We start from the raw sequence: 13712 nt of genomic DNA, 5'->3' as shown, positions 1-13712 counted from the left end.
TCATACTGAACTTTACTGAACGATTTCATTTGACAGAAATTCTTCGTAAAATACTTTTAGCTTGTGACTTTCTTTTACAACTTCTCCCAAAACGATAATTGCCGGCGAACTTAAACTTTGTTGTTTTACTATTTCAACAATTGAATCTACTGTTCCTACGCCCGCTTTTTCTTCCGCTGTTGTTCCGTTTTGAATAATTGCTACGGGTAAATTGCCTTTGTTTTCCTGTTGAAATAATTCTACAATTTCTTTCAACTTGTGCATTCCCATTAAAATCACAACTGTTGCCGATGATTGTGCCGCCAAAGCTACATCTGCTGATAATTCCCTGTTAGATGTTGTGCCTGTAATCGCCCAAAAACTTTCTGAAACTCGTCTTTTTGTAATCGAAATTCCCTGACTTGCGGGAACCGCTACTACTGATGAAATCCCGGGAATTACAACTGTCTCGATTCCGAAACTTTCTGCAAATTCTATTTCTTCGCTTCCTCTTCCGAAAACAAATGGATCTCCGCCTTTTAATCTTACTACATTTCCGTACGTTAACGCATTATCAACAATCAGCTGATTGATCTGATCCTGCGTGTAACTGTGGTTTCCTTTTCGTTTTCCAACAAAAATCCGAATCGCATTTTCGGGTGCGTAATCTAATATTTCGTCATTAGCCAGTGCATCGTACAAAACCACATTTGCTTCAGCAAGTGCTTTTACCGCTTTTAGCGTAAGCAAATCCGGATCTCCGGGACCTGCACCTACTAAAGTTACTTTGGGTTTTACTGTATTAAGCATTTTCTAATTCTTGTGCCCTGTATTTTTCAATGATCGCGAAAAATGCAATTCCTTCTTCAATATATTGTTTTGCAAAAGCTTCAGTTGGCTCATTTTTATTGATTTGGTAAACCAATTCATTAAATGTTGTTGGCAATCCAATTTTTGCGCTTTCAACAAAAACGGTATCAAATAAGTCTACAATTCCTGCATGGTTGTTTGTTTTTTGGTTTTCTGAAAGCAATAATGCTTTTGCACCGTTTACAAATCCTGCATAAGCGTGATAGATTGCATCAGCCCATTTTCCTTCGTCGAAAGATTCCTGTGCGAAAGTCAATTTGTCTTTTGCTTCTAACAACAAAGTTGCCACCAAATCAATTACCACACCTGCACATTCTCCAACTCCAACTGCTTTTACATAATTGTCTGCATTACCCCAGTCAATAAAATCAGCTTCCGTAAGATTTGTTACATCTGCGAAAGGTTTTAAAATTTCGTAGAAATATTTCTCTCCCTTAGCGTCATAATAATTAAGGAATTTTTCGCCGTTTCCGTTAGCATCAAAATCATTTAAGATGGTACGCAATGCATCCGGTCCTCTACGGCTTGGAATTTTAATTACTTTATCAGCAAAACGACCTTCTCCGTTTCCTAATCTTCCTCCGCCTAATAATACCTGCAATGCCGGAGCTACCAATTTACCTGAATTGATAGACATTCCCTGAAAACCAATTGCCGACATATTATGCTGTCCGCAGGCATTCATACAACCTGAAATTTTAATTTCAATTTCCTGGTTGTTGCTATATTGAGGATATTCTGCTTTGATTACTTTTTCTAATTCATCTGCAATTCCGGTACTGCTTGCAATCCCCAAATTACAAGTATCAGTACCAGGGCACGCAGTAATATCACCAATCGTATTGTAACCTAAAGCTACCATATCTAATTTGGCTAATTCCTGATAAAAGAAAGGTAAATTCTCTTCTTTTATATGACGGATTACAATATTCTGACGCAATGAAAAACGTAATTCATTCGCTCCGTAATTCTTAATTAAGTCTGCTAACAATCTCGCTTTATCAATATAAAAATCTCCTAATAAAACTTTGATTCCGATTGCGTAATAACCTGCTTGTTTCTGAGCAATTACATTTGATGCTTTCCATGCTTCATAAGCTGCTGTGTCATCAATAGTAACTTGCGGTACTGCTAATAATGGCTCCGGAATTGGTCCGTCAAATGCAGTAGTATCAATTTCATAAGTTTCGAAAGCGATTGCTTTTTTCTCTTTTTCAACTAAATCCAGGAAAACATCTTTCCCTATTTCTTTGATTAAGAATTTCATACGTGCTTTCATTCTTTTTGCACGTTCACCGTACCGGTCAAAAATTCTGATGATTCCTTCTGCCGTTGGAATGATTTGGTTAACCGGAATAAATTCTGAAAGTAATTCGGCGTGAGAAGGCTGAGATCCTAAGCCTCCTCCAAAAACTACTTTAAATCCACGTTGGCCATCTTTGATTTTTGGAATAAATCCTAAATCGTGTAAATAACTTAACGCAGTATCTTCATCAGATGATGAGAACGAAATTTTGAATTTACGTCCCATTTCCTGACAGATAGGATTTCTTAATAAATATTGAAACATCCCGTGTGCATAAGGCGTAACATCAAACGGTTCGTTTACATCTATTCCTGCTAATTCACTTCCTGTAATATTACGAACTGTATTTCCACAGGCTTCTCTTAAAGTAATATCGTCTTTAGCTAAATCAGCCCAAAGTTCCGGAGTTCTGTCCAAGCTTACATAGTGAATCTGAATATCCTGACGCGTAGTAATATGCAAACGTCCTGTAGAATATTCTTCAGAAACATTAGTTATCCTTTTTAACTGCTCGCTGGTTACTTTACCATATGGCAATTTAATACGGATCATCTGTACACCTTCCTGACGCTGACCGTAGATTCCACGTGCGAGACGAAGACTACGAAAGCGTTCATCATCAATTTTTCCTCCACGGAATAAGTGAATCTTTTTCTCTAAATCGATAATCTCTTTCTGAACTATCGGATTTTCTATTTCTGTTCTAAAACTTTCCATTTTATTTTTAGTTTTTGGTTGTCGGTTGTTGGTTGTTGGCAATAAATACCAAACTAAAAACCATCAACAATCAACTATTTCATATTTATTTTATGGAGGTTGATCGAAGAATAACCATCAACCATAAACTATCAACTATTTTATAAACCCTACTCCTGCTGTTGTATTGGTTACGGCATCAATTAAAATAAAAGCTCCGTTTGACTTATTCTCATTATAAGAATCAAAATACAATGCTTTACTTAATTTGATATTGACTTCTCCAATTTCATTGATTGCCAATTGTGAAGCCGGAGTAGTTCCTGAATAATCAGTAGCAATAGTATTTTTAACACTTTCAATTTTTGCTAAAACTCTGTTTGTATTGTGTTGTACAAAATATTTAGTTCCGGGAACCAATTTTTTGCTGTCCATCCAACAAATAGTCGTTTCAATATCTTTTTCAATTTTTGGAAGTTCAGATGATTTTACAATCATATCCCCTCTTGTTACATTGATATCATTTTCTAATTCGATTGTAATTGAAGAACCTGCAACAGCCTCATCAAATTGTTTGTCGAAAAAGTGAATATTAGTCACTTTTGATTCTGTTAAAGAAGGCAAAACCGTAACGGCATCTCCTACTTTAATTGAGTTTCCGTATAATTTTCCTGCGTATCCTCTGAAATCATGGTATTCTTCTGTTTTAGGACGGATCACAGTCTGAACCGGAAAACGTGCTTTTCCACTTTCAAAAACATCTGAAGAGTGTAATCCTTCTAAATGCTCTAAAATAGTCTGTCCTTGGTACCAAGGCATTCCGTCTAATTTGTCCACAACATTATCTCCTGTCAAAGCACTTAACGGAATGTAGCTTACATTTTGTTCTTTGAAAGTACTTTTTGCATTTAATGCCTGGAAATCAGCTTTGATTTTATTGAAAACTTCTTCTGAATAATCAACTAAATCCATTTTATTAATCGCTACAATTACTTCCTTTACTCTCAATAAATTATTGATGAAAAAGTGGCGGTATGTTTGCTCGATAACTCCTTTTCTGGCATCAATTAAAATGATTGAAACCTGAGAAGTTGAAGCTCCTGTAACCATGTTTCTTGTATATTCTACGTGACCCGGAGTATCGGCAATGATGTAACTTTTCTTTGCAGTCGAAAAATAAATGTGAGCAACATCAATTGTGATTCCCTGCTCTCTTTCTGCTACTAATCCGTCAGTTGCCAAAGAAAAATCTAAATAATCGTATCCTTTTTGTTTACTGCTTTTTTCGATTGCTTCGATTTTATCTGTAGTCAATGATTTTGTATCGTACAATAATCTTCCTATCAAAGTACTTTTTCCGTCATCTACACTTCCTGCTGTTGCTATTTTTAAAACGTCCATTCTGTATTATTTTGTTTCAAGTTTTAAAAGTTTCAGGTTTCAAGTTTTTGACCTTACTTCTAAATCTTTTGTTTTTTGAATCTTTGAATTTTACTTTTTGCTGTTAACTTCTAACATCTAACTTCTTACCAAAAAATTAAAAATATCCTTGTTGTTTTCTTTTCTCCATTGCTGCTTCAGAACGTTTGTCATCGATTCTGGCTCCTCTTTCTGAAATAGTAGACTCTCTGATTTCACCTACTACTTCTGCAATAGTTGCTGCATAAGACTCAACAGCTGCTGTACAGCTCATATCCCCAACGGTTCTGAAACGAACGATTCTTTCTTCAATTTGCTCGTCTTCTTCCTGATATACAAAAGGAGAATGTGACCAGATTAAACCGTCTCTCAAAAAAACTTTTCTTTTATGTGAAAAATAGATTGACGGGATTTCGATATGCTCTTTTTCGATATAGCTCCAAACGTCTAATTCTGTCCAGTTTGAAATTGGGAAAACACGAACATTTTGACCGTTTTCAATTTTTCCATTCAAAATATCAAATAACTCAGGTCTTTGATTTTTTTCATCCCATTGTCCGAAATCATCACGAACTGAGAAAATACGCTCTTTAGCCCTTGCTTTTTCTTCATCACGACGTGCACCACCAATACAGGCATCAAATTTGAATTCTTCAATTGCATCCAAAAGCGTAGTCGTTTGCAAACTATTTCTACTAGAATATTTTCCGGTTTCTTCAACCACTTTTCCTTCATCAATAGCATCCTGAACATTACGAACGATCAACTCTAAACCTAATTCTTCTACCAATTTATCTCTGAAAGCAATGGTTTCAGGGAAATTGTGTCCCGTATCAACGTGTAATAAAGGAAACGGAATCTTAGCAGGAAAAAATGCTTTTTGCGCCAAACGCACTAATGTAATAGAATCTTTTCCACCTGAGAAAAGTAAAACCGGTTTGTCAAACTGAGAAACAACTTCTCTGAAAATGTATATCGCTTCGCTCTCTAAAGCGTTTGTTTTTAACACTGAACTCATTTTTGATATTTTATTTGATATTTTAAAACCTGTAAAAACAGGGTAACTTTAATTTTTTGACTGAAATCCATTGCTACAATACAAATCGTTTCTCTTTCATCGGGTTAAAACCTACGGAACTTGAAAACTATTGTTTTAATGCCAAGGACTTTGAACTAAGTACTTTATTCTTTTTTCGCACTATGCAAACCACATTCTTTATGGCTTGACTCCCAATACCACCTTCCGGCTCTGATATCTTCTCCGGGAAAAATGGCTCTTGTACAAGGTGCACAACCAATACTTACAAAACCTTTTTTGTGTAATGCATTTTGAGGTACATTGTTCTCCTTCAAATAATCTTCAACTTCCTGTAAGGTCCATTTTAATAACGGATTGAATTTGATGATGTTAAAACCTCCGTCATATTCAAACAAACTTAAATCTTGTCTGTTCTCTGATTGTTCTGCTCTTAAACCTGTAATCCAGACTGCATTTCCCGCCAAAGCTTTTCGCAACGGAACTACTTTTCGAATAAAACAGCATTCTTTTCTGTTTTCAACCGAATCGTAAAAGCTGTTTGGACCTTTTGTTTTTAGCAAATTCTCAACCGATGCAGCCTCTGGAAAAAACACTTCAATCGGTCTTTTGTATTTCTTTAATGTTTTATGAAAAACATCGTAAGTTTCCTGAAACAATCTTCCGGTGTCTAAAGTAAACACCGTAATATCTGTGTTACTTTTTGCAATAAAATCAGTAATTACCTGATCTTCCTGACCGAAAGAAGTGGAGAAAATCACTTTTCCCGGAAACTCGTTTGCTAAAAAAACTAAGGTTTCATCAAGTGAAAAATCTTTAGTTTTTTCTAATAATTCTTGTACAATACTCGCACTCATAATCTCTCCCTCCTAAAATTATCTTTACAATAATTTAGATAATGTTTTTAAACTCAATAATATAATTAGAACCCCAACCGCAACCATCATTGGTTTTCTTTTGATTTTATTTACCAGATAAGCTGCTAGTGGTGCTGAAAGAACGCCTCCTAAAATCAACCCAATGATTACCTGCCAGCCGTGGATTCCTCCAAAAAGCATAAAGGTGATACCACTTGCAAATGAAATCGCAAACTCCGCTGCGTTTACAGAACCAATCGTGTATCTCGGATTTCTTCCTCTTCCTAATAATGTAGAAGTTACAATTGGTCCCCAGCCTCCTCCTCCAACAGAATCCATAAAACCTCCAAAAACAGCTAAAGCGCTTAATTTTTTAGTTTTCTTTTTTACAATATTCTTTTTTAATGCCTTTCTGATAATAATAATCGCCAAAACAATCATATAAACCGCTATAAACGGTTTAATAATATCACCGTCAATAACATCAGATAATAAATAAGCTCCTGTAATGGAACCTAATACTCCCGGAATCAATAGATGTTTTACCAGTTTTTTGTTAATGTTTCCAAACTTATGATGTGATATTGCAGATGCTCCCGTTGTAAACATTTCAGCTACGTGAACTCCCGTACTACTAACTACCGGAGGAACTCCATATGCCAGTAAAAATGAAGTTGAAGTCGCTCCATACCCCATTCCTAAAGTACCGTCTACCAATTGTGCAAAAACACCAATACCAAAAAAAACCAAAAACTCCTGATTAAAACCTCCTATAAATCCTTCCCACGAAAACTCTGCATGATGATTATAAATCAGTGTACTTAGCAAACCTACCAGCAAAACAACCGGTATCCCTATCCATAATTTACTTTTTATTGACGCATAAAATGTAGCATCAACATTATTAATCTTTAACTCTTTCTCCATAATTACTGGGGTTTCTTGCTAAAATCCATTACCCTATCGGGTTAGTAGATTGAAAAGCAAAATTACTACTTATTTCTAAATATCAAAACAATTTTTTAACTTTTTATACTTCTAAACTTCTAAAAATCAATTTTTAAGAAAACTTTAAAAGATTTATAAATAAATTCAATAAACCTAAAATCATATTCCACTGTATTTAAGATACATACACTTAAAATTATTTTAATTTCAAAGATACACTTTTAAAGCCTACCATTTCCATAGGATAATTATAAAATTGTTTCTATTTTTGCGCCAAACTTTTATTTATGGATTTTCAAATAGGCTTAGTTATTGCGGGTTTAGTTGTTGGTTTTATAGTAGGACTGACAGGAGTTGGTGGCGGTTCATTAATGACCCCCATTTTATTATATTTTGGTATTCCGCCAACAAAAGCCGTAGGTACGGATTTATTATATGCCGCTTTTACCAAGATGGGAGGTGTGTTTGTACACCATAAAAAAAGTAATGTAAACTGGTCTATTACAGGCTGGTTAACCTTGGGCAGTGTTCCGGCAGCTATGGCAACTTTATGGATACTGAACAGTATCAAAACAGATATTGAAACGGTAAATCAGGTTATCAAGCAAAGCTTAGGCTGGGCATTACTTTTTACCTCTGTAGCAATTATATTTAAACAAAAGATATTAAAATTTTCCCAGAAACACGCCGGGGATAAATTTCACAGCGAAAGTACAACTCAAAATATGCTAACTATAGGAATTGGCGTTTTATTAGGTGCCACGGTAACTTTGACCTCTATTGGAGCAGGTGCATTGGGAACAGTTACGTTATTCTTTCTGTATCCTTTATTACCAACGCCACGTCTAGTGGGAACTGAAATCGCACATGCTGTTCCCTTAACATTAGTTGCAGGAGTTGGACATGCCTCAATGGGAAATCTGGATTTGATATTATTGGGACAATTATTATTAGGATCCCTTCCGGGAATTTTCATAGGAAGTATGCTGAGCGGAAAAGTTCCCGATCAGTTTCTTAGAAATGCAATCGCAATAATGCTTTTCTTAGCGGGATATAAATTAATTTTTTAGATAAAAAAACTCATAAAAAAGACCGTTTCAAATCACGAAACGGCCTTTTTTTTTATTTTTGATGGATAGAATTCAATTAAAAAGCTATATCAGCCAAAGAATTACTTTCCAGTATTTTAAGCGTGTTATCACGAACTTCTGTCATTAAACGTCTCGCTGCACAAGTTGATTCATCATCACAATCATCACATTTTTCATAAAAATTATGGCTTGCACAAGGCAGTAGCGCTATCGGCCCTTCCAGAATACGATAGACTTTTGCCATGCTGATATCTTTTGGCTCCTTAATTAGGTAATACCCTCCGCCTTTTCCTTTTTTGGCTCCAAGAAAACCAGAATTTCTTAACAGTAATAAAATACTTTCCAGGAATTTTATCGAAATATGTTCATTTTTAGCAATCTCAGCAATTTGAACAGGTTCATTGTTTTCACGTCTGGCCAAATAAGTCAAAGCTTTAATTCCGTATTTTGTTTTCTTTGAAAGCATTTTTATGGTTTATGTTGTAAACTGCTTATTAATTTTAGTGATTACTAAAAAAACATGTTTACTGTTTTATGCTGCAAAAATAAGCTTTTTAAATGAGAAAAAAGGAGCTTAACTGTTAAATACTACTATCCCTATCAAATTACTTCATTACTTCCAATTAAATTGAATTCATGAAATAATTTTACTTCATTTTCTAAATCTTTTTTATTTACAACATAGGTATGAGAAATTGAGTCATGCCAGCCCCTGCTTCCTAAAAAAGAAAAACCGTCAAAAGGTATTAATCGGCATAATGTTCTTTTTAAAATAACTCCAAAGGAAGGTTTTTCTCCATTTTCATCCACCACAATGGTTCCCGTAATTAATTTTCCCAAGGATCTCCCAAAAATACTCTCTGTAAATGAATAATAAAAAATAGAAGTTACTCCGAAAATCAATTGTCCTTCCCAATCACTTAAATTTCCCATCCAGTATAACAATTCATTGAAATCTAAAAAACTTGCCACTACAGCAGTAACAAAAGACAAGGCGAAGATTAGTGCAATGATGGCAACAATATCTAAAATATAGTTTAGAAAACGGCTTCCGGTGGAAGCTAATAATTTATCATCTAGAATGTAAGTAGAGTTACTCATAAAATTGGCTGTTTATTAATTTGTTAGTCTAAAACAAAAATATACTTTTTGGGGAAACAAACAATAAAAGCAAATGACGTTTTTAACAGTAAAAGTTACTATTAAAAACGTCATTAATACAAATAAAAATATTGAAAATTAAATCAATATCAGAAATTCAAAATTACGAGAGCGCCTGCTCCAAATCAGCAATTACATCTTTTACTGTTTCCAAACCAACAGAAACACGTACTAAACCTTCCGTAATTCCAACCGCTAATTTTTCTTCAACAGATAATTTACTGTGCGTTGTTGATGCCGGATGCGTTACAATCGTTTTAACGTCGCCGATATTAGCTGAAAGGGAACATAATTTTATCTTGTCTAAGAATTTACGTCCCGCTTCGATTCCGCCCTTGATTTCAAATGCAATAATGTTACCGCCTGAAAGCATTTGTTTTTTAGCAATTTCATATTTCGGATGTGATTTTAAGAAAGGATATTTCACACTGTTTACATTAGGGTGACTTTCTAAAAATTCAGCAACTTTCAAGGCATTTTCGCAATGTCTGTCTACACGAACAGCCAAAGTCTCTAAACTTTTTGACAAAACCCATGCGTTAAACGGCGACATTGCCGGTCCTGTATTTCTTGAAAACAAGTATATTTTACGAATTAACTCCGCATCCCCAACTGCAACTCCACCTAAAACACGTCCCTGACCATCCATTAATTTTGTAGCAGAATGAACAACTATATGCGCTCCGTATTTAATTGGCTGTTGAATATATGGCGTAGCAAAACAATTGTCAATTATTAAAATCAAATTGTGTTTTTTGGCTATTTGTCCTAACAACTCCAAATCAATTACATCGACACCCGGATTTGTAGGCGTTTCAGCGTATAAAATTTTAGTGTTTGGTTTAATAAAGCCTTCAATAGTTTCCGGTTTATTAATATCAAAATAAGTCGTTTCAATATTCCATTTTGGAAAATATGTCATGAACAACGCATGAGTTGAACCAAAAACGCTTCCAGCAGAAACAATATGATCCCCAGCATCCAGCAAAGCCGCAAAAGTCGAATAAATAGCTGCCATACCGGTTGCAAAAGCATAACCAGCCTCAGCACCTTCCATAGCGCAAACCTTATCTACAAACTCTGTTGTGTTTGGATTACTGAAACGGGAATAAATATTACGCACTTTTTCTTCAGTGAAAGACGCTCTCATATCCTCTGCATCTTCAAATACAAAACTTGAAGATAAATATAAAGGTGTAGAATGTTCCTGAAATTGTGATTTCTCTAAATGTGTTCTAATGGCTTGAGTTTCAAAACCAAATTCTTGTTCGCTCATTTTGTTTTTTGTTTAACACGAATTGCACTAATTCGTTTTTTTATAATTTCACAAAGACTCGCAAAAAGACTCAGAGATTCACTAAGAAATATGTTGCGAATTTTTTATTTTTAAATAATCAGTCTGAGAAATTATCTCATTCTCTAATTGACTAATCTTCTAATTATTCTATTTTGCTAATTCTACTCCGTTCAAAACAACTTTGTAATGTATTGTTGCTGTTGGTTCAACTGTTTTAGAAACCGAGCAGTATTTTTCGAAAGATAATTGTGCTGCTTTTGCGGCCTTATCTTCTTTAATGTTTCCCTCCAAAGAAAAAACTACATAAATATCTTTAAATGGCTTGGCTTCCCCAACCTGTACACGCTCGCCTTCAACCTCTGCTTTAAAAGAAGTAATTTCCTGACGTTGTTTTTTAAGGATTGAGATCATGTCGATTCCACTACAGCCTGCTACTCCCATTAAAACCAATTCCATTGGACTTGGTCCCATATCATTACCACCAAATTCTGGTCTGGCATCAACATTTACTATATGTCCACGTTCATTTTTTAATTGAAAATGGAAGTTTTCGTTTACTCTGTCTAATGTTATTTTCATTGTGTTGTTGTTTTTTGTTTTTTGCTTGAATTCTGACTTACTTATAAAAAATTCTTATCCTTTATCCGATAATCTCAAAATATCTCCAAAAACGCCTCTTGCTGTAACTGCAGAACCTGCACCGGCTCCCTGAATTACAATTGGTCGGTCTCCATAAGATTCTGTATAAATTTCGAAGAAAGAATCAGAGCCTTTTAATCCTCCAAGAGCCGTATCTGATGGGACTGAAACTAGTTTTACTTCCAGATTTCCTTTGTCATTCTGCAAATCTCCGGACAATTCACCAATGTATCTCAAAACATGATTTGGTTTTTGGTCGGCTTTTATTTTGTCGTAAATTGGGTCAAATTCTTTTAATTTGGTTAAGAAATCGGCAACATTTCCTTCGCGTAAATGTTCCGGAATCAAATTCTGAATAGAGATTTCTTCAAATTCATTTTGCAAATCTAATTCTCTTGCCAGAATCAATAATTTTCTTCCCACATCATTTCCGCATAAATCCTCACGCGGGTCAGGTTCTGTATAACCATTGTCGATTGCTTCTTTTAAAATTTCACTAAACGGAGCGTCTTTAGCAGAGAAATTATTGAACAGATAGCTTAATGTTCCTGAGAATACCCCTTTTATTTTGGTAATATTTTCACCGGAAAGATGCAGTAATTTTATCGTATCAATTAACGGTAAACCTGCACCAACATTGGTTTCATATAAATAATTCTTTTGGTTTTCCGCCAGAACTTTTCTTAGTTCTTTATAAAAACCATAACTCAGTGTATTGGCAACTTTATTAGAAGAAATCAAATCGAAACTGCTTTCAGCGAGTTTTATATAGTTCTCAACAAACGCAGCACTTGCCGTATTGTCAATAGCAATTAAATTCTCTAAATGGTATTTATCTGCGTAATCGATAATATCCTGAATGGTATAGTCAAGTCCTTTTTTCTCAATTTCATTTTTCCAGTCAGAAGCTACACCGTTTTTATTTAAAACCAGTTTTTTAGAATTCGCAATAGCAAAAACATTTAGCTTGATGCCTTTGCGTTTTTCGATAGCATCTGCCGATTCTAAAATTTGATTAATCAAAGTTCCTCCTACTAATCCATGACCAAAAACTGCGATATTGATTTTCTTTGAAACCCCAAAAATTTCACCATGAATTACGTTTAAGGCTTTATTCAGCTCAGATTTTTTCACCACCAAACTCACGTTTTTACCCGTAACTGTGTTGTTAAACAAAATCGGAACAATCTTATTTTTGATTAAAGCTGTGTAAGGCTTATGAAAAGTGCTCAAATCCTGACCAATGATCGAAATTACCGAAACATTATCTGTAACTGTAATCTGGTTGACATCTTTCGAATAAAAATCATTTTCGAATTCTTTTTCTAATTCAACCATTGCTGTGGTCGCTTTATCTGTCGCCACAACCAGTCCGATTCCTCTTTCTGAAGATCCCTGCGAAATAATACTCACACTAATGTTGTTATCACCCATTACTTTAAAAATTCGGGCATCAACACCTGCTTTTCCAAGGAGTCCACGGCCTTCAAGATTTAAAAGGGAAACATTTTCAAGAACAGAAAGTGTTTTAATCCCTTCTTTTGAAGAATCTGAAGTGATTAAGGTTCCGCGATTTTCATGATTGAATGTATTTAGAATTCGAAGCGGAATATTTTTTTCCAACAAAGGAATAATCGTTTTGGCATGTAAAATCGTAGCTCCAAAATTCGCTAATTCATTTGCTTCGTTGAATGATAAGTATTCGATTTTTTTGGCATCAGCAACTAAATCCGGATTCGCCGTGTAGATTCCGTCAACGTGTGTAAAGTTTTGTAATTCTTCGGCATTTAAATAATTAGCAATTAACGAAGCTGTATAATTACTTCCGTTTCTCCCTAAAGTCGTGGTGTCATTGTTGTTATTTGAACCGATGAAACCAGTTATGATATTAACAGTCGAACCATTATGCTCTTTAAAATAATTCACAACATTTTTCTTAGAAAGCTGCTCTAAAGGCTGTGCATCGCCAAATTTAGAATCCGTTTTAAGCAGCTCTCTTGAATCAGTAAAATTAGCCGGAATGCCTTTCTCTATCAAAATAGCGGTTAATAATTTCGCCGAAAGCAATTCTCCTTTAGACAAAATCTGGTCTTTAATTTTATTGCTGTAATCACCAATTAAGCTTACTCCTTCGTAAAGTTTATCCAGAATAGTAAACTCTTCAGACAAATCAACCTGAGGATAATCTGAAATTTGATAAATTTTGAAATTTTCTAATAATCGTTTGTAATCCCCATTTTTGGCGGCAATTTTTAAAATATATTCTAATTCATCTGTAGCGTTTCCTCTTGCAGAAACTACTACCGCAATTTTTTCGCCCTGATTTACTTTTTCCTCAATAATTGAGACTACTTTATTAAGTCCTTCTCCGTTTGATAATGATTTACCTCCAAATTTTAATATTTTCATTGTA

At 34.7% G+C, this 13712-nt stretch carries 12 protein-coding genes; 1 reads left to right on the top strand and 11 read right to left on the bottom strand.

What is annotated here, in order from left to right; translation table 11 throughout:
- Nucleotides 1-12: 12 nt before the first annotated feature.
- The 6 genes from cobA to GXM16_RS01955 all read right to left on the bottom strand — a co-directional run bounded on the left by cobA (nucleotide 13) and on the right by GXM16_RS01955 (nucleotide 7090).
- The gene (gene cobA / locus GXM16_RS01980) at nucleotides 13-789 is read right to left on the bottom strand and encodes a uroporphyrinogen-III C-methyltransferase (RefSeq protein ID WP_163392215.1); all 777 of its coding nucleotides are present in this window, start codon (nucleotides 787-789) and stop codon (nucleotides 13-15) included.
- Nucleotides 782-2872, bottom strand: a complete 2091-nt coding sequence (locus GXM16_RS01975; protein ID WP_163392213.1) for a HEPN domain-containing protein — start codon at nucleotides 2870-2872, stop codon at nucleotides 782-784. Before GXM16_RS01975 ends, cobA begins: the two co-directional genes overlap by 8 nt.
- 135 nt (nucleotides 2873-3007) lie before the next feature.
- The gene (locus GXM16_RS01970) at nucleotides 3008-4252 is read right to left on the bottom strand and encodes a sulfate adenylyltransferase subunit 1 (protein WP_163392211.1); all 1245 of its coding nucleotides are present in this window, start codon (nucleotides 4250-4252) and stop codon (nucleotides 3008-3010) included.
- 136 nt (nucleotides 4253-4388) lie between these two features.
- Nucleotides 4389-5288: a sulfate adenylyltransferase subunit CysD gene (gene cysD, locus GXM16_RS01965; RefSeq protein ID WP_078227138.1), complete on the bottom strand. Its 900-nt coding sequence runs from the start codon at nucleotides 5286-5288 to the stop codon at nucleotides 4389-4391.
- A gap of 164 nt (nucleotides 5289-5452) precedes the next feature.
- The gene (locus GXM16_RS01960; RefSeq protein WP_163392209.1) at nucleotides 5453-6163 is read right to left on the bottom strand and encodes a phosphoadenylyl-sulfate reductase; all 711 of its coding nucleotides are present in this window, start codon (nucleotides 6161-6163) and stop codon (nucleotides 5453-5455) included.
- A gap of 24 nt (nucleotides 6164-6187) precedes the next feature.
- Nucleotides 6188-7090: a sulfite exporter TauE/SafE family protein gene (locus GXM16_RS01955; RefSeq protein WP_163392207.1), complete on the bottom strand. Its 903-nt coding sequence runs from the start codon at nucleotides 7088-7090 to the stop codon at nucleotides 6188-6190.
- Nucleotides 7091-7398: 308 nt separating this feature from the next.
- Here GXM16_RS01955 and GXM16_RS01950 point away from each other — a divergent pair, with 308 nt between their 5' ends.
- Nucleotides 7399-8181 carry a sulfite exporter TauE/SafE family protein gene (locus GXM16_RS01950; protein WP_163392205.1) on the top strand — a complete coding sequence of 261 codons (783 nt, stop codon included), beginning with the start codon at nucleotides 7399-7401 and terminating at the stop codon, nucleotides 8179-8181.
- Between the two features lie 76 nt (nucleotides 8182-8257).
- On the opposite strand, the gene GXM16_RS01945 is transcribed toward GXM16_RS01950, so the two are convergent.
- The 5 genes from GXM16_RS01945 to thrA form a co-directional block, all read right to left on the bottom strand.
- A complete protein-coding gene (locus GXM16_RS01945; RefSeq protein ID WP_163392203.1) occupies nucleotides 8258-8668 on the bottom strand; it encodes an RrF2 family transcriptional regulator in 411 nt (136 codons plus the stop codon).
- Between the two features lie 134 nt (nucleotides 8669-8802).
- Nucleotides 8803-9303 carry an RDD family protein gene (locus GXM16_RS01940; RefSeq protein ID WP_163392201.1) on the bottom strand — a complete coding sequence of 167 codons (501 nt, stop codon included), beginning with the start codon at nucleotides 9301-9303 and terminating at the stop codon, nucleotides 8803-8805.
- 163 nt (nucleotides 9304-9466) lie between these two features.
- Nucleotides 9467-10639: a trans-sulfuration enzyme family protein gene (locus tag GXM16_RS01935; protein ID WP_163392199.1), complete on the bottom strand. Its 1173-nt coding sequence runs from the start codon at nucleotides 10637-10639 to the stop codon at nucleotides 9467-9469.
- A gap of 168 nt (nucleotides 10640-10807) precedes the next feature.
- Complete coding sequence (locus GXM16_RS01930; protein WP_163392185.1) at nucleotides 10808-11239, bottom strand: OsmC family protein; 432 nt, start codon at nucleotides 11237-11239, stop codon at nucleotides 10808-10810.
- A gap of 54 nt (nucleotides 11240-11293) precedes the next feature.
- Nucleotides 11294-13708 carry a bifunctional aspartate kinase/homoserine dehydrogenase I gene (gene thrA / locus GXM16_RS01925; RefSeq protein WP_163392183.1) on the bottom strand — a complete coding sequence of 805 codons (2415 nt, stop codon included), beginning with the start codon at nucleotides 13706-13708 and terminating at the stop codon, nucleotides 11294-11296.
- Nucleotides 13709-13712: the final 4 nt, after the last annotated feature.

Source organism: Flavobacterium limi (assembly GCF_010645075.1).
GTDB lineage: Bacteria > Bacteroidota > Bacteroidia > Flavobacteriales > Flavobacteriaceae > Flavobacterium > Flavobacterium limi.
The sequence above is the reverse complement of the archived record's forward strand: the minus strand, read 5'-3'. Positions and strand labels throughout refer to the sequence as shown.